This is a genomic window from Shewanella salipaludis (assembly GCF_012911865.1).
GTDB classification, from domain to species: Bacteria; Pseudomonadota; Gammaproteobacteria; order Enterobacterales; family Shewanellaceae; genus Shewanella; species Shewanella salipaludis.
The window spans coordinates 26,669-48,141 of the sequence record NZ_JAAXYH010000015.1 but is presented as its reverse complement, the minus strand read 5'-3'; the positions used below and the strand labels follow the sequence as shown (position 1 = coordinate 48,141).

Annotated in this window: 22 protein-coding genes; 14 read left to right on the top strand and 8 right to left on the bottom strand. The window is 56.2% G+C overall.

Annotated elements, in window-relative coordinates:
• Nucleotides 1–155: 155 nt before the first annotated feature.
• On the bottom strand, nucleotides 156–794 hold the full coding sequence (locus tag HC757_RS16195) for a TetR/AcrR family transcriptional regulator (RefSeq protein WP_169565430.1): 639 nt from the start codon (nucleotides 792–794) through the stop codon (nucleotides 156–158).
• Nucleotides 795–922: 128 nt separating this feature from the next.
• Here HC757_RS16195 and waaA point away from each other — a divergent pair, with 128 nt between their 5' ends.
• On the top strand, nucleotides 923–2,182 hold the full coding sequence (gene waaA / locus HC757_RS16190; RefSeq protein ID WP_169565429.1) for a lipid IV(A) 3-deoxy-D-manno-octulosonic acid transferase: 1,260 nt from the start codon (nucleotides 923–925) through the stop codon (nucleotides 2,180–2,182).
• Here the strand turns inward: waaA and HC757_RS16185 are convergent.
• A complete protein-coding gene (locus HC757_RS16185) occupies nucleotides 2,171–2,899 on the bottom strand; it encodes a 3-deoxy-D-manno-octulosonic acid kinase (protein WP_169565428.1) in 729 nt (242 codons plus the stop codon). The genes waaA and HC757_RS16185 overlap by 12 nt on opposite strands.
• An 86-nt stretch (nucleotides 2,900–2,985) precedes the next feature.
• Between HC757_RS16185 and HC757_RS16180 the strand changes: the two genes are divergently transcribed.
• The 9 genes from HC757_RS16180 to HC757_RS16140 all read left to right on the top strand — a co-directional run bounded on the left by HC757_RS16180 (nucleotide 2,986) and on the right by HC757_RS16140 (nucleotide 12,483).
• Nucleotides 2,986–4,014 (top strand): glycosyltransferase family 9 protein, encoded by a 1,029-nt coding sequence (locus HC757_RS16180; protein ID WP_169565427.1) that lies wholly within the window; start codon nucleotides 2,986–2,988, stop codon nucleotides 4,012–4,014.
• Between the two features lie 115 nt (nucleotides 4,015–4,129).
• Nucleotides 4,130–4,909 carry a glycosyltransferase family 2 protein gene (locus HC757_RS16175; protein WP_169565426.1) on the top strand — a complete coding sequence of 260 codons (780 nt, stop codon included), beginning with the start codon at nucleotides 4,130–4,132 and terminating at the stop codon, nucleotides 4,907–4,909.
• Between the two features lie 2 nt (nucleotides 4,910–4,911).
• A complete protein-coding gene (locus HC757_RS16170; RefSeq protein WP_169565425.1) occupies nucleotides 4,912–5,691 on the top strand; it encodes a glycosyltransferase family 2 protein in 780 nt (259 codons plus the stop codon).
• A gap of 90 nt (nucleotides 5,692–5,781) precedes the next feature.
• The gene (locus HC757_RS16165) at nucleotides 5,782–6,768 is read left to right on the top strand and encodes a glycosyltransferase family 4 protein (RefSeq protein ID WP_169565424.1); all 987 of its coding nucleotides are present in this window, start codon (nucleotides 5,782–5,784) and stop codon (nucleotides 6,766–6,768) included.
• A gap of 179 nt (nucleotides 6,769–6,947) precedes the next feature.
• Nucleotides 6,948–7,454 (top strand): pantetheine-phosphate adenylyltransferase, encoded by a 507-nt coding sequence (gene coaD, locus HC757_RS16160; protein ID WP_169565423.1) that lies wholly within the window; start codon nucleotides 6,948–6,950, stop codon nucleotides 7,452–7,454.
• Between the two features lie 25 nt (nucleotides 7,455–7,479).
• The gene (locus tag HC757_RS16155; RefSeq protein ID WP_169565422.1) at nucleotides 7,480–8,988 is read left to right on the top strand and encodes a capsule assembly Wzi family protein; all 1,509 of its coding nucleotides are present in this window, start codon (nucleotides 7,480–7,482) and stop codon (nucleotides 8,986–8,988) included.
• Nucleotides 8,989–9,351: 363 nt separating this feature from the next.
• A complete protein-coding gene (locus HC757_RS16150) occupies nucleotides 9,352–10,083 on the top strand; it encodes a glycosyltransferase family 2 protein (RefSeq protein ID WP_169565421.1) in 732 nt (243 codons plus the stop codon).
• Nucleotide 10,084: 1 nt separating this feature from the next.
• On the top strand, nucleotides 10,085–10,762 hold the full coding sequence (locus HC757_RS16145; protein ID WP_169565420.1) for a TVP38/TMEM64 family protein: 678 nt from the start codon (nucleotides 10,085–10,087) through the stop codon (nucleotides 10,760–10,762).
• A complete protein-coding gene (locus HC757_RS16140) occupies nucleotides 10,759–12,483 on the top strand; it encodes an ArnT family glycosyltransferase (protein WP_169565419.1) in 1,725 nt (574 codons plus the stop codon). Before HC757_RS16145 ends, HC757_RS16140 begins: the two co-directional genes overlap by 4 nt.
• Nucleotides 12,484–12,543: 60 nt before the next feature.
• Here HC757_RS16140 and mutM read toward each other — a convergent pair whose 3' ends face one another.
• From mutM to HC757_RS16120, 4 genes are all read right to left on the bottom strand, one after another.
• Nucleotides 12,544–13,359: a bifunctional DNA-formamidopyrimidine glycosylase/DNA-(apurinic or apyrimidinic site) lyase gene (mutM, locus tag HC757_RS16135; protein WP_169565418.1), complete on the bottom strand. Its 816-nt coding sequence runs from the start codon at nucleotides 13,357–13,359 to the stop codon at nucleotides 12,544–12,546.
• A gap of 37 nt (nucleotides 13,360–13,396) precedes the next feature.
• Nucleotides 13,397–13,846: a hypothetical protein gene (locus HC757_RS16130; protein ID WP_169565417.1), complete on the bottom strand. Its 450-nt coding sequence runs from the start codon at nucleotides 13,844–13,846 to the stop codon at nucleotides 13,397–13,399.
• A 314-nt stretch (nucleotides 13,847–14,160) separates the two neighbouring features.
• Complete coding sequence (locus HC757_RS16125; protein WP_169565416.1) at nucleotides 14,161–14,619, bottom strand: GNAT family N-acetyltransferase; 459 nt, start codon at nucleotides 14,617–14,619, stop codon at nucleotides 14,161–14,163.
• Between the two features lie 60 nt (nucleotides 14,620–14,679).
• Nucleotides 14,680–15,342: a 7-cyano-7-deazaguanine/7-aminomethyl-7-deazaguanine transporter gene (locus HC757_RS16120; RefSeq protein ID WP_169565415.1), complete on the bottom strand. Its 663-nt coding sequence runs from the start codon at nucleotides 15,340–15,342 to the stop codon at nucleotides 14,680–14,682.
• 226 nt (nucleotides 15,343–15,568) lie between these two features.
• Between HC757_RS16120 and HC757_RS16115 the strand changes: the two genes are divergently transcribed.
• Entirely contained in the window at nucleotides 15,569–16,270 is a 702-nt protein-coding gene (locus tag HC757_RS16115) for a substrate-binding periplasmic protein (RefSeq protein ID WP_244623585.1), read from the top strand.
• Here the strand turns inward: HC757_RS16115 and HC757_RS16110 are convergent.
• On the bottom strand, nucleotides 16,238–17,593 hold the full coding sequence (locus HC757_RS16110) for an isochorismate synthase (RefSeq protein ID WP_244623584.1): 1,356 nt from the start codon (nucleotides 17,591–17,593) through the stop codon (nucleotides 16,238–16,240). The genes HC757_RS16115 and HC757_RS16110 overlap by 33 nt on opposite strands.
• A gap of 413 nt (nucleotides 17,594–18,006) precedes the next feature.
• Between HC757_RS16110 and HC757_RS16105 the strand changes: the two genes are divergently transcribed.
• From HC757_RS16105 to HC757_RS16095, 3 genes are all read left to right on the top strand, one after another.
• Nucleotides 18,007–19,191, top strand: coding sequence for an HD-GYP domain-containing protein (locus HC757_RS16105; protein WP_169565412.1), 1,185 nt, complete (start codon nucleotides 18,007–18,009; stop codon nucleotides 19,189–19,191).
• Nucleotides 19,192–19,246: 55 nt separating this feature from the next.
• The gene (locus tag HC757_RS16100; protein ID WP_169565411.1) at nucleotides 19,247–19,870 is read left to right on the top strand and encodes a paraquat-inducible protein A; all 624 of its coding nucleotides are present in this window, start codon (nucleotides 19,247–19,249) and stop codon (nucleotides 19,868–19,870) included.
• A 102-nt stretch (nucleotides 19,871–19,972) separates the two neighbouring features.
• Nucleotides 19,973–20,131 (top strand): hypothetical protein, encoded by a 159-nt coding sequence (locus HC757_RS16095; RefSeq protein WP_169565410.1) that lies wholly within the window; start codon nucleotides 19,973–19,975, stop codon nucleotides 20,129–20,131.
• 56 nt (nucleotides 20,132–20,187) lie between these two features.
• Here the strand turns inward: HC757_RS16095 and HC757_RS16090 are convergent, their stop codons facing one another.
• Nucleotides 20,188–21,138 (bottom strand): YeiH family protein, encoded by a 951-nt coding sequence (locus tag HC757_RS16090; RefSeq protein ID WP_169565409.1) that lies wholly within the window; start codon nucleotides 21,136–21,138, stop codon nucleotides 20,188–20,190.
• Nucleotides 21,139–21,473: the final 335 nt, after the last annotated feature.

Genomic DNA, 21,473 nt, shown 5'->3' with positions numbered 1-21,473 from the left:
ATCTAAAAAACTAATCTATGCCGAACCCGATTCGACGCGGCGCACTCACTCAAATACCTGGGAAAAGCGCCGTTGCTGCGTCTCATGGCTAGTCTGATTGTAGAAGCTATTGACGGTTTTGTAAGCCCGGATGCCGGGTGGCATCCGCACTGGGCTCATTGGTCGGCGAGGGCGAGATAATGTTGTTCCAGGCGGCTGAAAGTATCGACCGAGGTCGGGGTCGCATAGGCCTTGAAGATCATCAGCACCCTCAACACGCCTTCATACAAGGTGGCCTTGGTGATGCTGGACGTGCTGGACTGGGTCAGCTGATAGCCTATCCAGAAGCTGACCAGCATCTTTATGGTATCGGCCAGAGGGGTGATCTTGTCCTCGTCCACATTCAGGAAGCCATCCTGTTTCAGCTTATGCAGCACATGGCTGGAACGGCTCAACACTTGTTGCTGCGCCTTGAGGTATCTCTGTTTGAGCACTTCATCCCTGGCGAGAATGTCGGCCAGATTGGCGTACATGAAGCGGAATTGCCATAGGGTATAGAACATGGCGTCGAAATAGCCTATCAGCAATTCGACATCCACTGGCCCGTCTTCATAGGGCTGGAACCCAGACTCCAAGTGACTCTCATACAAGCTGAAAATGGAGCGGATTATGTCTTCTTTATTACGGAAGTGATAATAGAGGTTACCCGGACTTATGCCTAAATGAGCGGCTATGTGATTTGTGGTGATGCTGCGCTCGCCGTGCTCGTTGAAGAGCTCCAGGCTGGCATGGATTATCTTGTCACGGGTTTTCATCTTGTTTCCACTGAGGTGTCGGCGGGACGGGGGATTTACCGTCGTTGCCGGCACATTATCCCTAATTTGGCGGTTATGTTAGCATTGTGGCCATTCATCAGGCAAAACCCAATTAAGCAGCCCATCCCATGCATCGTATCCTTTATTCGGCGCTTCTCTATCTTCTGTCGCCCCTGATTGTCCTGTACCTGGCGTTTCGTGCCCTCAAGAGTGCCGACTATCGTGGCCGCTGGGGGGAGCGTTTCGGCTGCCATAGGCTCGAGAAGACAGACTTGCTGGTGCATTCTGTGTCCATGGGGGAAACCCTGGCGGCGATCCCCCTGATCCGCCGCATTCAGGCAGCTTATCCCGGGCTGCATATCACAGTCACCACCACAAGTCCGACGGGCTCGGCGGAGGTGCTCAAGGCCTTTGGCGATGCAGTGCAGCATTGCTATCTGCCGCTGGATTTCCCCATGAGTGTCAGGCGATTCCTGACGCAGTTGCAGCCAAAGCATTGCATCATAATGGAAACCGAGCTGTGGCCGAATCTGTTGCATCATGCCGCTAAGGCCGGGGTCAAGTTGATGTTGGCCAATGGCCGCTTGTCCGCCAAGTCGGCACGCAGGTATCAAAGTTGGCCGGGTTTGAACTGCCCCATGTTGCAGACACTGGATCTGCTGGCGGTGCAGACCCGGGCCGAGGCGGAGCGTTTCGAGGCGCTCGGCGTGGCGGCCGGCAAGCTGCATGTCTGTGGCAGCGTTAAATTCGATATTCAGATCCCCGAGGAACAACGCGCCCGGGCACTCGCCTGGCGACAGAGCTGGGGCCGGCAAACTGCGCCCGTGTGGGTCGCCGGCAGTGTTCATCCGGGGGAGTTCGAGGCGGTATTGAGCGCCCATAAACACTTGTTGTCAGTCTGGCCGGAAGCCCTGCTGATCTTGGTGCCGCGTCATCCGGAGCAATTCGAGGCCGCCGCCGAGAAGATACGGCAAATGGGCCTGGAACTGACCCGCCGCAGTCGGCAGCAGATGACCGCCGGGACTCAGGTGTTGCTCGGCGACACCATGGGGGAGTTGCTTAGCCTGTACGGCGCGGCGGATCAGGCCTTCGTCGGCGGTACCCTGATAGCCAACGGCGGCCATAATCCGCTGGAACCGGCCGCCATGGGACTGGCGGTGTTGATGGGCCCCAACCATTGGGACTTCGCCGAGATCACCTGTCTCTTGCATGCAGCCGGCGCCCTCAGGCTGGTGGACTCAGGGGAGGAACTGGGGCAGGCATTGCAGGCTTATTTTGCCGAACCCGGTGCGCTGAAGCAGGCGAGTCGGGCCGCCATGGAAGTCGTGAGCCACAATCGTGGCGCCCTGGACAAGCAATTTGCCTTGGTTGCAGCGTTAATCGGCTAAGGCTGAATTGTAGCCGGCCAATAACAGTTGCCAGTTCGCCTCGGTGAACGCCAGCGCAGGACATTTTGATTTTTCTTTATTGAAGGAGCGCAGCAGGCGCTGCAGGTTGGCCCGTTGCCAGCCTTTCGAGGGGGAGCGCAGCTCGCCGCGGTCGAAGTCTATGAGGTAGAAGTCTGTGGCTGTGATCAGGATATTCTTGGCATTGAGATCCGCATGGTACACACCGCGGCGGTGAAACTGGGCCAGCTTGGCGCCGAGTCGCTGCCATTCCGAGTCGCTCATCTGCGTCTTGGACAATCTGGCGACCAGATCTTCGGCACCGGCAACCCTCTCTATGATGATATCGGCGCGATAGCATAAGCCGTGGCGCTCTATGTTGGCCGCTATGGGCTTGGGCACTGAGAAGCCCTCGCGATAGAGAATATCCAGCAAGGCGAGTTCGGCCATGGCGCGGGTGTTGCTCAGGCCGGTATAGAAGTAGGCGTCCCGGCTGATTTTCTCCATCAGACCGCCGCGCCAGTAATGACGCAGCACCCAGTGCGGACGCTCTGCCTGTGCGTCTGCCTGTACGAACCAGGTGGTGTATCTGCCCTTGGAGGAACCTACCACGGCATTTTTCGCCCGCCAGTAATCGACGCTGAACCAGTCCCGTGCCAGTGTGGTCGGGGTGTCCTGACAGAGTGCGATAACGCCATTGCGGGTGTGATTAATCTGCATAATAGGGATAAATGTTAGTCAAAGCGTGGCACAAGCGGTCATTCTACATTAAGATCCTCGGCTTGCGCCAAATAACCTTAGTGCCCATGAGCTTGAATCTGAATACCATAGAATCCCTTTGTCTGTTGCGTCTGTCCGCCATCGGCGATGTCTGCCATGCGGTGGCCATGGTGCAGGCGATACAGAGGCAAAAGCCCGGCATAGAGATCACCTGGGTGCTGGGCAAGGTCGAGTACCAATTGCTCAAGCACCTGCCCGGCATCGAATTTGTGATCTTCGACAAGTCCCAGGGCTGGCGCAGTTACCTGAACTTATATCGGGCCCTGAAGGGCAGGCGCTTCGACGTCTTGCTGCACATGCAGGTGGCACTGAGGGCCAGCATAGCTTCCCTGGCGATTTCGGCCAGGGTGCGCATGGGGTTCGACAGGGCCAGAGCCAAGGAGGGTCAGTGGCTGGTCACCAACCACAGGGTCGCGCCCCTGGCGCAGCCCCATGTGCTCGATGGCTTCATGGGCTTTGCCCGCGAGCTCGGGGTGACAGATCTGACCCCTAGGTGGGATATCCCAGTGCCCCCGGCGGATAGCGAATTTGCCCAAGCATTGATTGCCGATGGTGAAAAGGTGCTGGTCATCTGCGCCGCCGCCAGCAAGGCCGAGCGCAACTGGTTGCCCGAGCGTTACGCCGCCGTGGCCGAGCATGCGGCGGGTAAAGGCTATAGGGTGCTGCTCTGTGGCGGCCCCACAGCACTGGAGAAAGATCTGGCCGGTGCCATCGAGCAGGCCTGCGGCGCCAGCCTGGAAAACCTGGTGGGCAGGACTTCCCTGACCCAGTTGCTGGCCTTGCTCAAGCGCGCCTCGATAGTGCTGGCGCCGGATACAGGCCCGCTTCATATGGCAGTGACCCAAGGCACCCCGGTGATAGGCCTGTATGCCCACTCGAACCCGGGGCGCACCGGTCCCTATTTGTTTCGCGACTCAGTGGTCAGCGTCTATGATGAGGCCATGGCATCACAGCATCAGGGCCCGGTGCCCTGGGGGACCCGAGCCAAGGGCGAGCATCTGATGGAACTGATAAGCGTGGCGGCCGTCGTCACCAAGTTTGAAGCCTTAGCTTGAGTCGGCAGCCTAGATCGCAGCAATAAGCGGCACTCAGGCTCTATAACATTGAATCCATTGACGCTGTCGGACAGACTAAGCTGCTCGACAGTGCATTAAGAAGGCGCTCGGAATAATGAGAACACGTAAACTTTCCTGTTTTGTCATCGCCTGTAACGAGGCAGATCGCATCGAGCAGTGTCTGGCACCCTTATCGGGCTGGGCCGATCAGCTGATAGTGCTGGATTCTGGCAGCAAGGATAATACCGCCGAGCTGGCCAGGAAATACACAGACCAGGTGCATATTACCGACTGGCCTGGCTATGGTCCGCAGCGGAACCGTGCGCTCAAGCTCTGTGACAATGACTGGGTACTGAATATAGACGCAGATGAGGTGATGACAGAAGAGCTTAAGGCCGAGATAGATGCCGTGCTCTCCGAGCCTGATCTCGATGCCACACTGATCAATATCCCCTGGCATACCTACCTCTTCGGTAAGCTTTTGAAGCATGGCCGTTATTCCTCACCCCAGGGAAAATTGTTTTTCAAACCGGGCGCCCAGTTCAAGGACAGGCAGGTTCACGAAACCTTGCTGATGCCGCACAAGAAACAACGCAGGCTGAAATCGGCACTGATTCACCACAGCTGGCGCAACTATCAGCACATTCAGGAAAAGCATCTCAAGTATGCCTGCCTGCTGGCGGAAGAGAAATTCGCCAAGGGCAAGACCAGTCGTTTATCTTATGCCGTGCTGCGTTTTTTTACCGATTTCCTGCAGCAATACGTGCTCAGCCTGGGCTTCCTCGATGGCTGGCGCGGCTTCCTGATGGCGGTGATCCTGGGACAATACGCTTTTCATAAGTATGCGGCGCTGACAGAATTGTCGTTAACCCAAAAATGTCACGAAGGTAATTGATCTTGGCCAGCGCAGCACAAAACACCCCGATAAGTGCCTTTTTGGTGACCCGTAACGAGGCCAGACACATAGGCGCCGTGTTGGATGCCTTGCAGGCATTCGATGAAATCATCCTGGTCGACTCAGGCAGTACGGATGAGACTGTGGCCATCGCCAAGGCCAAGGGCGCCAAAGTCTTTCACCGGCAATGGCTGGGGTTTGCACACCAGAAAAACTATGCCATGGGTCTGTGCCGTAACCCATGGGTGTTGAACGTCGACGGTGATGAGATATTGCCGGCCGGGCTGGCGCGGGAAATTCAGCAGCAAGTCAACCAGGCCAAGGCGGCGGCGCTGCGGTTGTATTTTGAAGACATTTTCTGGGGTGAGCCCATGTCGCCCCATTCGGGAAAGCGCTCCATAGTCCGGGTATTCAGGAAAGACCTGGCGACTTATCCTCTGGATAGACGGGTACATGAGAACCTGGTGCTCGCCAAGGGCGAGAAAGAGGCGCAGGTCAAGGGGCTGGTAACCCACTTCGGTTATGAGACGACCGAGTTGCTGATGAGTAAGCAGAATCAGTATTCGTCGCTCAAGGCGTTGGAAAAATTTGAGAAGCGCAGGAAGCCGTCGCTGCTAAAGCTGAGCCTGATTTTCCCGCTGACATTGATTAAGGCTTATTTTTTTCAGCGCATGTTTTTATCCGGCAAACGGGGCCTGGTACATGCCTATATCGAGGCCATGTATGCCTTCCTCAAGGAAGCCAAACTGTTCGAATACTGGGAAACCAGGGACAAGTCCTGAGCCATAGACATTGGCGGCTTCACGGCGCGAGTCGCGCTACAGCAAGCGTTAACTTATGACGCTATTTTCACCGGTATTTAAGGGGTTGAATTGAAAATCCTCCATGTGTTACTCAGTAAGTTATCTTTGCCACCCCTCAATTATGGCGGCACAGAGCGTGTCGTCTGGGCCTTGGCCAAGGCTCAGGAAGCGCAGGGCCACCAGGTGCGTTTCCTCTGGGGCGCCGCCGATAACCTGCCCGCCAATGCTGCCGTATTCGACAAGTCTGTGCCCATAGAACAGCAGATAGGTGACTGGCCGGATTTGGTTCATTTTCACCGTCCCTATCAGGGCGATCTGGCCATTCCCTATATCTGTACCGAACACGGCAATGCCGAGGGCCAACGTGAATATGGCCAGAACACGGTCTTCCTGAGCCGGCGCCATGCTGAAAACCACAATGCCACTTGTTTTGTGCATAACGGTCTGGACTGGGCCGATTATGGCGAGCCTGAACTCACACATCCAGGAGATTATTTTCACTTTCTGGGCAAGGCTAAGTGGCCGATAAAGAACCTCGTCGGTGCCGTGGCCGTGGCGCGGCTGGCCGATGTCAAAATGAAGGTGATAGGCGGTCACAGGCTGAACTTCAGCAGGAAATTTTATTTCTACCCGGATACCAAGCTGGACTTTGTCGGCATGGTGGGCGGCGAGAAGAAAAACGCTCTGATCCGCCGGTCCCGCGGGCTGATCTTCCCCGTGCGCTGGCATGAACCTTTCGGTTTGGCACTGATCGAGTCCCTCTATCTGGGGACGCCGGTGTTCGGCAGCCCCTATGGCGCCCTGCCCGAGATAGTGACCAGCAGTGAATTGGGTAAATTGTCACTTGATTATCGCGAGTTGGCCGACGCCGTTGCCAATGTCGGTCGTTACGATCGTGCTCACTGCCATGAATATGCGCGTGAAAACTTCAATCATTTCCGAATGGCCGGCGGCTATCAGGCCTGTTATGAGAGAGTGCTCGACGGCGAGAGCCTCAATGCGACCGCACCCTTCAGTACCCAGAGTTGGCATGATTTGCTGCCTGTCAATGACTAGCTTGATACAGAATGTGAATATGCTGAATTCCTATTTAAATAGCTTTTAAAACAATCGACTGATTTTATAAGCTGTTTGGGGCCGAACAGGGTTATTATTCACAACCCCGGCCTCTGAAGGTAGAATACCGTTTCATGCCTCGGCCGCCGTTTGTGTTCGACTTACTATGGATGATACAAGTGCATACCAGAGCGATTTACCCGGGAACCTTCGATCCCATCACCAATGGCCATGCCGATTTGATCGAACGTGCGGCCAAGTTATTCCAGCATGTGGTCATAGGCATAGCCGCCAATCCGTCCAAGCAGCCCAGATTCACCCTGGAAGAGCGGGTAGCACTGGTGAATGCCGTGACGGCCCACCTGGACAATGTTGAAGTGGTAGGTTTCACCGGCTTGCTGGTGGACTTTGCCCGGGAGCAGAAGGCCAGCGTGCTGGTGCGTGGCCTGCGCGCCGTGTCCGACTTCGAATACGAATTTCAATTGGCCAACATGAATCGCAGGTTAAGCCCAGAGCTTGAGAGTGTGTTTCTGACTCCGGCGGAAGAAAATTCATTTATTTCCTCTACCTTGGTCAAGGAAGTGGCACTCCATGGAGGAGATGTCAGTCAGTTTGTTCACCCTGAAGTCGCCTTGGCCCTGGCGTCAAAAACATCATCCACCAAGAAGTCATCTTCGAAGGACTGAACCCAAAGTTGTAGTAAAGGATATTATGAAAGCTTTTTATACCTCTGTCGTTGCCTCTCTCGTTACTTTTGTGGGGGCCATAGGTCTGTGTTTTTCCTCGGCGGCCATGGCCGCTCCCTGGATAGATGCCTCTGACATCTATCTGCGCGCAGACATCCAGGCTCTGGCCGATGTGGGTGCCATCACTGTACCTGTCAATACTTTCCCTCTCATGTGGTCCGGTATAGGTGCAGATCTGGCCAAGGTAGAACCTGAGACCCTCTCTCCCAGCGTCGCTCAAGCCTTCGCCCGGGTGAATTTTTATTATCGCAACGCAGTGGCAAACCGCGGCAATGCCAGTATCAAGGCCGTGGCGGCATCCGACGCCGCCCGCTTTCGCCATTTCGGCTCAGATAGCCGCGAGCAGGGCGAGTTGAAGGGCTCCTATGAGTATCTGGGCGGGAATTTTGCCTTCAAGGCGGCGGCCTCGGGTAATTTTGATCCCGAGGACGACAGGAATTTTCGCATAGATGATTCCTACCTGGCGGCGATCTTGGGTAACTGGGTGGTGTCTGCCGGAGCTTTGGAACAGTGGTGGGGCCCCGGCTTCGACTCGGCGCTGCACAAATCCACCAATGCCAGACCTATGCCATCCCTGATGCTGAGCCGCAACAATGCCGCCGGCTTCGAGACCCCCTGGTTGTCCTGGATAGGTCCCTGGACCCTGACCACGGGTGTCGGCGTCTTCGAGAAGGAGCGCTATGCGCCACATGCCCTCTTGTGGAATGTCCGGGGTACGTTGAGACCGCTGCGACAACTCGAGGTGGGTTTTTCCTGGACGGTACAATTTTGTGGTGAAGGCCAGGAATGTGATGGCAGCACGGCAATAAAGGCTATTACCGGCGCCAAAGACTGCCGTAACGACACGGGAGCAGGATGTACCAACTACGGCAACCAACTGGCGGGTTTCGATTTTCGTTATGCCGATACCTTCTTCGAAGTGCCATTAGGCATCTATTTCGAGAAGACCTGTGAAGATTCAGAGAGTAAGTTGCCGTGGCAGATTACCGATTGTGGTTATCTGTGGGGCGCCGACACCCGCTTCGATTTTGCTCAACAGCAGATCAAGCTATTTATGGAATACACAGACACTATCGTCTCCTGTGGCGGGCCAGCGGGCAAAGGCATCTTCGACTGTTTCTATGAGCACAGTACCTATCAGAGCGGCTCGCGTCATTATGGCCGCGCCTTGGGCAGCACCTACGACAGCGATGCCGAGGTCTATGCCTTAGGCTTGGTGGGCCAGTTTGCCGACAGCCAGGGTTTCACTTCGATATTGAGGTACGCCAAGCTGAATAAAGACGGCAGAAATCGCAGCAGCCTCTGGGCGCCACAACCGCTCAAGGAAGACATACTCATGTTGGAACTCAGCTACCGTCTGCCGCTCTGGAAGGGGATGGCGAGCCTGGGGGGGACTCTGTCCGAGTCCGACTTTGTGACTCAAGATACCAAGACCCATGCCAGCCTGTTTGGCACCTATGAGTACCGTTTCTAAGTTTGAGATTTGCCCTAAAGCCAGGATGTTTATCCTGGCTTTTTGTTGTTTAGTGTTCAGGAATGACACAACTGGCGCTTATCTGGTGCTGAGCTAACGGCTATGAATGGCGCGCCCCGCCAGGCTTGTCACCTAGATATCATGTTGACGCTTCAGGATAGATGAGTATCCTATTCAGGGTTCATTCAGGATAGGCGGTTCGAAGAAGCCATAAACCCGGATGAACTCTGGTTATTTGGGGGCTGTTTGTGTTGGCATTCGAGTGGGTTTTGGGCGCCGGATAAGGGACAAATCACCCGAATGAAAGGGTATTTTATCTGGCAATATTATTCATAACCTATGAGTTATGTCGGGAGTAACAAGTTGATTTCAGTCGTAATACCAGCCAAAGACGAACAGGCCAACATAGGTCAGTTAGTCACAGAAATTCACCAGGCGCTGCAGGGCAAGACCCCCTTCGAAGTGGTGGTTGTCGACGATGGCAGCAGTGACGATACCTTCGGTGAGTTGCTGCGCACGGGTGAACGCCTGGGTTGCGCCACCAAGGCCATACGCCATGAGAAGAGCACAGGCCAGAGTACGGCCCTGCATACAGGCATATTGAATGCCGAAGGCACATACATAGTCACCATGGACGCCGACGGTCAGAATGACCCGGCCGACATTCCCGCCATGCTGGCGTTACTCGACGGCATTCATGAGGTCGATTTTTGCATTGCGGGTTACCGCAAGCACCGCAAGGATACCGCCTGGAAGCGTTTCCAATCCAGGTTGGCCAACAAGGTGCGTAACGCCATGTTGAACGATGGTGTGCCCGACACGGGCTGCGGCCTGAAACTGTTTCCCAAGTCGACTTTCCTCAAACTGCCCTATTTCGATCATATGCACAGGTACATCCCCGCACTGGTGCGCCGTCATGGTGGCGAGGTGCATGTGGTGGTGGTCAATCACAGGGACCGCATGGAAGGCGTGTCCAAATACACAGCCTGGAATCGTGTCTGGGTCGGCATAGTGGATATTTTCGGGGTCATGTGGCTCAACAGCCGCACCCGTCTGCCCAAGGTAATAAAAACCGAGACGACCAAGGCTCAATAAGATGAAGCGGTTACTCAAGGCGTGTGTGGTCGTCGGCATACTCTTGCTGCTGACGATAGCCGCCCAACAGGGCATGTTCGAACATATTACCGACGGCAACTGGGTCGCAGGCTATGTGCGTGAGCAAGGCTTGCAGGCCCTGGCCGTGTTGTTTACCGCCGGCGCCCTGTTCACCGCAGTCGGGGGACCGAGGCAAGTGATCGCCTTCGTCTTCGGCTTCGCCCTGGGAGGCCCGAGCGGCGCCCTGGTGTCGACTCTGTCTACCCTGCTGGGCTGCGGCATTTCTTTTTATCTGGCACGCTTCACCATACGCAAGCCGTTGCAGCGACGCTTCGGGCGCCGTATCAACAGGCTCGAGGCGTTGCTGATAGAGCAGACTTGGGTCAAGGTGCTGATGGTGCGCCTGCTGCCTGTCGGCAGTAACCTGTTGACCAATCTGTTTGCCGGTGCCACCCATGTAGGGGCAACCGGCTTCCTGCTCGGCAGCTTCATAGGTTACCTGCCGCAGATGTTGATCTTCAGCTTCGCCGGTGCCGGTATTGGCCTGTCGGATCATTATCAGTTGGCGACCAGCATAGGCCTGTTCGTGGTTTCTTCCCTGATAGGTGCCCATCTTTACCGTAGCCGACTGCGCAAGCAGGTGGAAGACATAGAGACTCTGGATAAGGAAAGTGTATGACCTCGCCACTGAAGGCATTGAATAGCCAGGATTATTACAAGGTACTCTGGCCCTTGCTCACCCTGTCGCTGTTGATCTTATTCGTTGGCATAGGCTTTCGTTCCCCCTGGCCCGCCGATGAGCCCAGATTCGTCGAAGTCGCCAGGGAGATGGTGACCTCGGGCCAGTGGTTGTTTCCGACCCGGGGTGGCGAGTATTACCCCGACAAGCCGCCTGTTTTCATGTGGGCCATAGCCCTGTTTTATCTGCTGACTGGCAGCCTTAACATTGCCTTCCTGCTGCCCAATGCCCTCTGTGGCCTGTTGACCGTATTCCTGGTGTTCGACATGGGTGCCAGGCTGTGGAACGTGCGGGTCGGCCGCAATGCCGCCTTGTTGCTGCTGATAGTGCCCCAGTTTCTGATGCAGGCCAAGAATGCCCAGATAGATGCCATGGTGATGTGCTGGATCACCGTCGGCTGCTACGGCCTGATACGTCATTTCATGCTCGGCCCCCATTGGCGCTGGTATTTCACCGGCTGGGCCTTCATGGGGCTGGGGGTGATCACCAAGGGCGTAGGTTTCCTGCCTTTGTTGATGCTGATCCCTATCCTGGCCTATGGTCTGAAAGACAGATCTCTGTTCAAGGGAAGGCTGACCTGGAGTTGCCTGGCAGGGCCAGTGGCCATGCTGGCGGTGATCGCCTGTTGGTTGGTGCCCATGGTGCTGACGGTGCATTCCCAGGCAACGCCTGAGTTGATCCAGTACCAGAACAACATTCTCTTCAAACAGACAGGCGAACGTTACGTCAATGCCTGGCATCACATCAAACCCTGGTATTACTTCATCCTGGCCGTGATCCCCATGATGTGGTTTCCTGTTCCCTTGCTCATCATCGCCCACTGGCAACGCTTAGTGACCAAGGTCAAGGCCGAGCCGAATATCGCGATACTCTTGGGCTGGGTGGCGCTGGTGGTGCTGTTTTTCAGCATCAGTCCGGGTAAGCGCGATGTCTATATACTGCCGGCGCTGCCCATGATGGCGCTGGTGCTGTCGGCGGCGCTGACGGGAGCCGAGCCACGCAAATGGTTTGAGAGCCTGATATCCGGCCTGTTGTGGTTCCTGGGCTGTGTGCTTATGTTGGCAGGGGTGCTGGCGTTGAGCCATTATCCGGCACTGGTCAAGGCGCTGAGGGATTACAGCGACGACCTGTCGGGCATTGGCTATCTGTTCATCACACTGGCGCTGCTGTGGGCCGCCCTGCTCTGGTTCCTGAGAGCGCAATTTTCCCTGGTGAGAGTGGCGGCCGTCATGGCGTTGGCCTGGGGGTTGATCAGTACCTGGGGTTACAGCCTGCTGGATCCCGTGCGTACCCCCAAGGCTCTGATGGCACATACGGCCCAGGTCATAGGCGAGGATGCCGAGCTGGGACTGATCAAGTTCAAGGAACAGTTTATCCTGTTCTCGCCCGTCAGCATCACCCACTTTAGCTATCTGGCCAGTGTCGAAGAGCAGGAGCGCAATGCCTGGCAATGGATGAGTGAGGGCGATAAACGCTACCTGCTGGTGCCCGACACAGCCACCTTGAGTTGCTTCGACCTGGCTGCCGGACAGAACATGGGCATGGCCCACAGGGATAACTGGATCCTCCTGTCAGGGGTCAATCGTTTGCCTGAGTGCCAGGCGCCCGAGCGTGAGTATCGTTACTTCACCGAGCATCCGGGCCGCTGGATGACAGAATAGCTGCAAACAACTAAAAACGCCTGCAATCGCAGGCGTTTTTTATGTGTGTCACCGGCAGGGTCATCTTGTCTGGCAGATGCCGCAGAAGACTGTGGTGCGCTGGCCCAGACGAATCTCACTCAGCAGGTTGCCACAGGCGGTGCAGCTGTCGCCGCCGCGGCCATAGACATGCAGTTTCTGGGCGAAATAGCCGGGTTTTCCGTCGGCGTTGGTGAAATCCTTGAGGGTGGTGCCGCCCTGCTTGATGGCATTGGCCAAAATCTGTTTCACCTCGGCGGTCAGCAGGGTCAGGCGTTCCATGTCTATCCTGCCGGCCTCGGCTTGTGGGTGTATGCCGGCGGCAAACAGCGCCTCGTTGGCGTAGATATTCCCCACGCCGACCACTATGTGGTTGTCCATCAGGCATAGCTTGATGGCCTTCTTCTTGCCCTTCAATGCGGCGGCCAGCTGCTGCGGATTGAAACCCAGGGTCAGGGGCTCGGGTCCCAGCTTGGATAACAGAGGGTGGGCTTCCTCGGGCAATTCACACCAGAGCCAAGCGCCGAAACGACGGGGATCGTTGAAGCGCAATATGCGGCCGTTGGCCAGCTCGAGATCTATGTGATCATGCTTCTCGACCTGGGTGCCTCGCGGCAGGATGCGCAGGCTGCCGGACATGCCCAGATGGACTATCGTAGTGCCCGCATCCGTGTCTATCAACAGGTACTTGGCCCTGCGCCGCACGGCGCGTATGGTCTGGCCTACGATCTGCCTGGCTATCTCGGGCACGGGCCAGCGCAGCGAGGCATTGCGTATGATGAGATCTGTGACTCGCTGCTCGAGCAGATGAGGGGCGATTCCCTGGCGGGTGACTTCGACTTCGGGTAATTCTGGCATTAGACTCTCGCTTATGACTCTCGCTTATGACTCTCGTTTATGGCTGGGCGCTGAGAATGGGTTGCAGTGTTTCCCTGAGGCTGGGAGGGATCTGATACCAATTGCCGGCGGGGGACTTGAGCAGTCCGGAGGCCGGGAAGTAGAGCCAAAGTTGTGACTGGGGAATTCCGGCGATCTGGATGAGCAATTCCTGGGGTTCTCCGCCGACAGTGGGGGTCCCCTCCAATGCAGATATGCTCACCGCCTGCCAGGCGTTTGCCCATTGTTCACAGTTGAGTACCTGAGGGTCGCACTGCCAACCCGTGGCCCGGTGCTGTAACCAGAGGCCGTCGAGCTGCAGCTGTGCCAGGGGGGCTGCGTCGTCGAACAGCGGCCTGGTATCGGCGGGCATTTGTCCGGTTTTGGATTGCAGGAAAGACAGCACCGCGACCATGACAATGCTGGCGATGATGATGATGTTGTTCCACTGTCTGCGGGTGAATGCCATGATGGATGAGACTGGGGCGATTATTACTTAGGCTAAGTCTATCACTCTATGGGAGAAAAAACCTGCTTCGAAAGGAACCTATGCCAACGAGCGAGGCGGTCGCTGCCGTGGCACGACATAAAAAAAAGCCGGATGATTAATCCGGCCACAAAGAGTGTGTGAGCAATGTCGTGCTTGCAAACTCAGGAGCCCTGCACCCGGAGAAGACCATTGATACTCTGAGCGAGGTGAGTTTTGGAACGCAAGCAAATAATAATCATTATCATTTGTGTTTGCAAGCTAATTGTTGGAAATGATGTGAAATAGCCTGAGTGTTAAATATTTTTGTTTAACGTCAATCTATTATCCAGCGTGTCCCGCGCATCTGTCTGCAGTGATGTCACGCGATATTGCTGGCTTAGCAGCATGCAGAGCATGGCGGGGAAGCGGTTGCGGCTCTTGACCTGGATGTTCCTATAGCCCCGGGTCCTGGCCCAGTCTTCCTGACAGGTCAGGAGCGCTTTACCCAGTCCCAGTTGCCTGAAGTCGGGCAAGACGCCCCCCAACCAGCTGTAAAAAGTGTTGTCATCCAGCGCATAGCCCAACTTGAAGCCGGCCGGTTCCCCTTGGATCTTGGCCAACAGCAAGAGGCTGCGCCGAGGCGGCAATCGCTCGCTGTATTCCTCGTGGGATCTGGGCGAGTCAAACTCGGGGATCTGGGCACACAGGTCACCCAGCAGGGATAGCTGAGCGGCATCAATTTGGGTAATAACTTCAATTTCTATGGAATACATCTTAACTCTCATCCTGGGGATAATACCGGCCGGATTATAACAGGTCCGGCCAGTTAGATCTCAGCGGGAGAGCAGGTTTACGGGTGTTTCATGCAAGATCTTGTCCTGCAAGTATTTCAACAGCAGGCCATAGGCTGGCAGGAAGAGTCCCAGGCTGACGACAAGCTTAAAGCCATAGTCCACCGTGGCAATTTCCGGCCAATGCCGTGCCATGAAATCATCAGAGGAAGCGTAGAAGGCGAGGCCGAAAAATACCAAAGTATCCAGCAGATTGCCTATCAGGGTCGAGGCCGTCGGTGCCAGCCACCATGAAGCACTGCGTCTCAAGTGGGCGAATACCCGAATGTCCATCAACTGTCCCAGGAGATAGGCGGCAAAACTGGCGAAGGCGATGCGAAATACCAAGGTATTGAATTCGCTCAGTGTCTGGGCACCCTGAAAGTCACCCTGGTGAAACAGCACACCGACCAGATAGGAGATGACAAGCGCGGGCAGCATGGCACGAAAGATGATACGGCGAGCGGCATCCTGACCGAAAATGCGCACAGTGAGATCGGATGCCAGGTAGACGAAGGGGAAGCTGAAGGCGCCCCAGGTGGTGTGCAGTCCTGCTATCTGAAAGGGTAGCTGTACCAGGTAATTGCTGGCGCAAATGACGAGTATGTGGAACCCCGACAATAGGATGAGGGCGCGGCGAAATTGCGCGGTCGATAGCGTTAACATCTTGTGGCCTTTTTAGTGAGTCCGGCGGGGTGAGGGAACCCGCAGCTGGCAGACAATCTGCCCTTGTTCAGGGCGGCACATTATAGAGATGCTGGCCCATGATGCAAGCTGCCTGCCGGTCAAGCATAGCAAATACCAGAGTGGCGCCTACACTTGGAGTCTGGGAGGCCAAAGTATGCAACCGATTTGGGCGTGTTTCTGGGCGTTGGTTTGGAGTGCTCAGTCAATGACTGTCGGGGCCGGGCCCATGCCTGTGGATGTGGTCACGGCCAGTTGGCAGGGGTACGCGGTAGATGAAGCTGAGCAAGGTTACTACCTGGCTTTGCTCGAGCGCGTGTTTCCCGCCGAGGACTGGACGTTGCGGGTGCACTTCCTGCCTTTCGCCCGCACCCTGTATATGCTGGACAGGCAGCGCGCCGACATAGTGTTGAGCGTCTACCGAGGCGACTTGGGCTCGGGTCTCTACAGCGAGGATTGGGTCGAAGTGGAGGCGATAGATGCCGCGGTTGCCCCCGGACTCGCGGCCAACTGGCAAGGCGTCGCGAGCCTGAAGGCGAAAAAGGTGCGAGCCATGAAGGGCTATAGGTACGATTCCCTGACCAAGATCGCCATGGACTATCAGGAAGGCAGTAGCTTGCTGGACATGTTGAATCTGTTGAATGCCGGCAGCATAGATGCCGTTCTGGACTACCGGGTGGAGATCCGGCGTTTGAGCCGGCAACTGAAGCGTCCTCAGGCTTATGTGCTCATTCCGGATGTGCTCAGGGCCGAAGTGTATTTCGGTTTCGCCGACAACGCCAAGGGCAGGATGTTGAAGGCTCACTTCGATCTGCAACATAAGGCCCTGATAGCTTCTGGCGAGCGGGCGGCGTTATTCGACGCATGGCAGCAGAAGCTAAGCCAGCGCCTTGCCGTCGAGCAGAATTGACAGTACGGTCGTCAACTTATTGTCCAGTTCCCGCCATTCGGCTTCCGGCCGAGAGCCTGCGACTATGCCGGCCCCGGCATACAGGCATACCTGCTTACCTTGGAGGTAGGCGCTGCGAATGGCCACGGCAAACTCGGTTTCGTCCGCACTCAAATAGCCACAGGCACCGGCATACCAACCCCTGGGCTCGGTCTCGTGTCCACGAATGAAGGTCATCGCCGATTGGCGGGGATAGCCGCCGACGGCAGGGGTGGGATGCAATGCCTGCAGCAATTGCAGATCCCCCGTCTCCCGTTTGAGCCGTGCGTGAATGCTCGTATGCAGATGCTGCACATGCGCGAGCTTGAATATCCTGGGATGGGCCTCGGCCTCGACCCATTCGCTCAGTGGCGCCAGGGCGGTCAGAATATCCTGTTTGACCCAGAGGTTCTCTTCGGCATTCTTGCTGTCCGCCAAGAGTTCATTGGCCAGGCTTGTGTCTTCGGCCTCATTGGCACCGCGGCGGGCGGTGCCTGCCAGGGCTTCGCTCTGGAGCAAGCTGAGCCGACGCAGGTACAAGCGTTCGGGTGAGCAGGAGATGAAGCTGGCGCCTGGACCGAATTGAAAACCAAACTGAAAACAGCTGGGGTTCAGTTGCTGCCAGCGGCGCAGCAGGCTCCAGGGACAGAGATCTCGTTCGAAGTCGAGCCGGGTCTGGCGCGCGAGCACTACCTTGGGGGTATGGCGGTTGAAGTCGGCCGAGGTGAGCTGCGTCACTAATTCCTGCCAACGGGGAAACTCCGGGTTATCGCTGTGGCTCACAACGGCAGCGGGCGCCCTATGGGGCAGTGGCTGAGGCGGCAACAGCCCCCGAAGGGCCGCCAGCGCCGCCTCGCGTTCGGCCGCCAGTCCCGCGTTTTCGCTATTCAGGTTGACTGAGATCCGGTAGTGGTCAGCCTGGCGTGTGAGTTCAATCCGCGGCAACACAAATCTGGCATAACCGAATTCTGACCAAGCCGGGCCGGTGGCATCGAAGGCGACACCGCCGTAGAGACGGGCGTTGCCGGTGTGAGTCGCAGTTTGTTGCAACAGGGTTGCGAGCCCCGAGTCATCGGCAGACTCGAAGCGAAAGTCCTGGCAGACACCCAAGGCCGCGACTTCTTCCTCATTGTCACGCCCGCACCAGTAAATGCGTGGATAGAGGGTTTGTCCAGCCAGCCACTCCATGGGGTTGACGGCGCCGCAGTCGGCCGTCAGTCGGAGCCGTGACTGAAATGAGGCCGGCAGGCGTTTGAGTCTGTCCTCGAGCGTGCCTAAGGCGGCTAAAAAAACGGCGGTTGACAAATAAGGCTCCAAATAAAGAGTGGCCATGGACAGAGCCGAGTCCTGGAGATTTTAGCCGGGGAATGACTCAGTGGTTTCAACTTAAGCAGCCAGGTATTTTCTGTCAATAACTTAGCTAACCTGTTGTGAATATATCATTATTTTTTATTTTTCACACGAACCCGGATCGGGTTTACCCTTGGAGATACGCGGCGTATGGGGGAAACGGGCATGAGCCATGCCATGCCATTTTCAGGGCTGGGTGGCAGACTTGGGTTGCACCTCGCACGAGCCGGCTATGGTGGTTTCGTTCACCCGGGAATAGAATGAGCGTCTTGGCGCTTGATAATATCATGATAACAAGCTGCGCCACCGAGGCGCGCAAGCATGCCGGACGGGGCTCGACTCGAGCCCTTGTCACCTGGGGGGTATATATGGGTGATTCGACTGAATCTGAAACGTTGATCAAGGTTCCCGTGTCTGAATTGACGCTGGGCATGTTTGTCTGTGCCGTCGACAATCACGGCAAGGTGGCCATAGCCAATGCCGGTCGGATACGGGGGCAAGAGGCCATCGCCAAGTTGGTGAAGAATGGCATCAAGCATGTTTGGGTCAACGCCCAGCGCTCTTCGGACTGCTGTGGCCTGAAGAAAAAAACCATCGTGCCGCCCAGGCCGAGTGCCGGGAAACTTGTCCCGAGTCGCGATCTGCAGCAGACCCAAGCCAAAAAAATTCTCGGCGAGGCCAAACACCTCATTCGTAAGGTCTTATCTGAAACCTTCGAGGGCAAGGCCATAGAGGTGGCCCCCTTCGAGGCCCTGGCCGACAACATGATCGAAGCCGTGCTCCTGGATGCCGATGCGCTCAAGTGTGTGTCGGCGCTGAGATCCAAGGATGCCTATTTGCTCGAGCATTCGGTCAACGTCGCCTTCCTGCTGGTCACCTTCGGCAAGTACCTTAAACTCGAACGGGAAACCCTGCGGCAGATGGCCATAGGCGGGATCCTGCACGACATAGGCAAGATCAAGGTAGACAATGAGGTGCTGCATAAACCCGGCAAGCTCACCCAGGAAGAATTTGAACACATAAAGCTGCATCAGGTGTATGCCCTAGAGATCATGGCCGAAACCCAGGGCCTGTCCCAGACGAGCAAAGACGTATGCTTGATGCACCATGAAAAGCTTGATGGCAAGGGCTACCCCAGGGGACTGAAAGACGAACAGCTGCCCTTGCATGGCCGCATGAGTTGCATAGTCGATATCTTCGATGCCCTGACCGCGACCCGCTGTTACAAGGAGGCCATGAGCCCGGCCGCCGCCTTCAAGATCTTGCTCAGCCTGACCCCTTTTCATTTGGATCAGGGCCTGGTCTATGAGTTCATCCGCTGTATCGGCATCTACCCCGTTGGCTCTCTGGTGATGCTCTCCGATGGACGCATAGGCATCGTCTGGGAATCCAAGGGGCGAGACGCCTTGCACCCTGTGGTAAAATGTTTCTATTCTCTCAAACATAAACGCTATATCGACGTCGCCATGGTCGACTTGCTCAAGGTCGATCTCAATATAGACAGGGGCGTATCACCCGGCAGCCTGGAGATAGACCCCACTCCTTTTTATTGAGCCCCGGCAGCGCCATGCAGAGCCGGCCTGCGACTGCTATCTTCTTGGATTACATATGAAATCATCCTTATCTATCTCAGTCATACTCATCTCGCTCGCCCTGCTGATCCCAGGGGTGACCCAACCTATTCTGAGCATCAGCGGCAGCATAGAAAAGTCCCAATTGACCGCAGCCGGCCTGGATATGCTGGCCGAAAACCTGGGTGATACGGACAACACCCGCGGTATGTTGGGCTTTGTCAGTAGCATGCTGGGGATGGATAGGGCCGAGGGGGAGGTGGAAGTATTCCAGAAGACCCGCAGCATCTGGGGGACGGCCACCGAGCTGCACCAGTCGGGCAACAGTCTGGTGGCGGCGCTGGTGATCTTATTCAGTGTGGCGGTGCCGGGGTTGAAACTCTGCCTCATGCTGCTGATGCACTTGCCTCTGAGGTTGCAGCTGCAGCATAGGCTCGCCAGGGTGATCGACCTGATAGCCAAGTGGTCAATGGCGGATGTGTTTGTGGTGGCACTGATCATCACCTACATGACGGGAAATGCCTCGGCGGGTATGGGAGAAAGGTTGCAGACCCAGGGTCAGTTTGAGGTGGGCTTCTACTACTTCACGGCTTATTGCCTCTTCTCCATCCTGAGCGGTTATCTGCTGGGCAGGCGTACCCGCGCCTTGGGCAAGGTGTGAGCCGGCTTAGCCCTTATGGCTATTTGTTAGTGGAAATCGATATTGGTGGCGAGCCAGGAACTGCCCAATAATACTCCCTGAGTATCTCAGTGGAGCAAGTTATTGAAAAAGTGGTTAATCATCTCATCCTGCCTGGGGGCCTTGTTGGCTTCGACCCAGACCTCGGGCCTGCTGCGTTCAGTCATAGAATTGGCTGCCTTCGGCTGTCTGCTCTGGTTGGTGCTGGGCGGCCAGAGAAACTCGTCTCAAAAAACACACTAGTCTTCATGCCCCAGCTCCTTCCCATCGCCCCTGAATCGCGCCTGGGCTCAGGCATCTTAATGCCAATAGAGAATATAGAGCAGCGAGCCACTGCCTATGGCCAACCATAAGAGCACGCCGAGCAACAAAGGTTTGGGCCCGTTGGCCCGCATCTTCCGAGCCGTGATCCCGGCACCTATCAGAAACAAACACAAGACCAGCATCCGCTTGGACAGGTCGAATGCCAATTGGTACCACACCTGTCCCTGGGGAAAGAGCTGGGCCATGGCGATCGCCGCACAATAAAAGAGAATGAAGTAAGGCACAGCTATCTTGCGGCTGCTGCCGCCAAATACGAGGGCGCTCAACAGGGCGACAGGCACTATCCACAGGGCTCTGGCGAGCTTGATGGTGGTTGCCGTCGTCAGGGCTTCATCGCCATAGGCCGAGGCGGCGCCCACCACGGATGAGGTATCGTGGATGGCGATGGCACTCCAGACGCCGAACTCATATTGGCTCAGCTGCAACAGGTGGCCTATGGCCGGGAATACAAACAAGGCGACAGAATTGAGGATAAACACGCAGGCCAGTGCCAGCGCCGTCTGTTCGCTGCGAGCCCCGACGGCCGGTGCCACTGCCGCGATGGCGCTGCCACCACAAATAGCCGTGCCGCAGGCGATAAGGTGGCCGGTCTTGATATCCAGTTTCAGCAGTCGGGTCAGCAGGGAGCCCAGCGCCAGGGTGCATAGGATAGAGCCTAAGATGAGCCCCAGGTTATCCAGGCTGATGGCTATTGCCGTTTGCAGCTGGATGCCGAATCCCAGGCCCACGATAGAATAGGCCAGCAGCTTCTTGGTCAGGGTGGCTATCGGCCACTGCTCCGGCACCCAACCCAGGCTCGCCAGGCTGAACCCCAGCACCAGCGCCATGGGCGATGAGATCACGGGCGTCAGGCATAGGAGTCCGATCAGGATAAATAGCCAGGATGTAAGCCGGGTGTCGCGGAAGTGGCGGATGTAACTTGTCATATACAGGCCTCAGGAATGAGGCATAAGTATAAGGCGTCATGAAGATTCAATGAAATCAATTGAACTTATTCAGCTAGTCACTATTTTTGAATGCGTTGAGTTTTGAATATCTTGAGTTTTGAATGTACTGAGTTTTGAATATATTGAGCCATGCCTGCGCCGGTAGCGACTCGGGCGGCGGTTCAAGGTGTCGGCTCTGCCCGGCAGTCGCCATAAGCCGGCTTGCCTATCTCCAGGGAAGCATTGCTTAAATTGGCGAGTAGCTCTGGTAGGGGATACGCATTGCTATCTATGATCTTTGCCGGCCATTTTGCTGTTGCCTTTTAATCGACATT

Excerpts from the sequence above, each read along its gene's own strand:
- HC757_RS16145 (WP_169565420.1), top strand. The coding sequence starts at position 10,085 with ATGAAGCGGTTACTCAAGGCGTGTGTGGTCGTCGGCATACTCTTGCTG.
- HC757_RS16105 (WP_169565412.1), top strand. The coding sequence starts at position 18,007 with ATGGGTGATTCGACTGAATCTGAAACGTTGATCAAGGTTCCCGTGTCT.
- HC757_RS16195 (WP_169565430.1), bottom strand. The coding sequence starts at position 794 with ATGAAAACCCGTGACAAGATAATCCATGCCAGCCTGGAGCTCTTCAAC.
- HC757_RS16130 (WP_169565417.1), bottom strand. The coding sequence starts at position 13,846 with ATGGCATTCACCCGCAGACAGTGGAACAACATCATCATCATCGCCAGC.
- HC757_RS16100 (WP_169565411.1), top strand. The coding sequence starts at position 19,247 with ATGAAATCATCCTTATCTATCTCAGTCATACTCATCTCGCTCGCCCTG.
- HC757_RS16155 (WP_169565422.1), top strand. The coding sequence starts at position 7,480 with ATGAAAGCTTTTTATACCTCTGTCGTTGCCTCTCTCGTTACTTTTGTG.
- HC757_RS16140 (WP_169565419.1), top strand. The coding sequence starts at position 10,759 with ATGACCTCGCCACTGAAGGCATTGAATAGCCAGGATTATTACAAGGTA.
- HC757_RS16180 (WP_169565427.1), top strand. The coding sequence starts at position 2,986 with ATGAGCTTGAATCTGAATACCATAGAATCCCTTTGTCTGTTGCGTCTG.
- waaA (WP_169565429.1), top strand. The coding sequence starts at position 923 with ATGCATCGTATCCTTTATTCGGCGCTTCTCTATCTTCTGTCGCCCCTG.
- HC757_RS16175 (WP_169565426.1), top strand. The coding sequence starts at position 4,130 with ATGAGAACACGTAAACTTTCCTGTTTTGTCATCGCCTGTAACGAGGCA.
- mutM (WP_169565418.1), bottom strand. The coding sequence starts at position 13,359 with ATGCCAGAATTACCCGAAGTCGAAGTCACCCGCCAGGGAATCGCCCCT.
- HC757_RS16090 (WP_169565409.1), bottom strand. The coding sequence starts at position 21,138 with ATGACAAGTTACATCCGCCACTTCCGCGACACCCGGCTTACATCCTGG.
- HC757_RS16125 (WP_169565416.1), bottom strand. The coding sequence starts at position 14,619 with ATGTATTCCATAGAAATTGAAGTTATTACCCAAATTGATGCCGCTCAG.
- HC757_RS16185 (WP_169565428.1), bottom strand. The coding sequence starts at position 2,899 with ATGCAGATTAATCACACCCGCAATGGCGTTATCGCACTCTGTCAGGAC.
- HC757_RS16115 (WP_244623585.1), top strand. The coding sequence starts at position 15,569 with ATGACTGTCGGGGCCGGGCCCATGCCTGTGGATGTGGTCACGGCCAGT.
- HC757_RS16120 (WP_169565415.1), bottom strand. The coding sequence starts at position 15,342 with ATGTTAACGCTATCGACCGCGCAATTTCGCCGCGCCCTCATCCTATTG.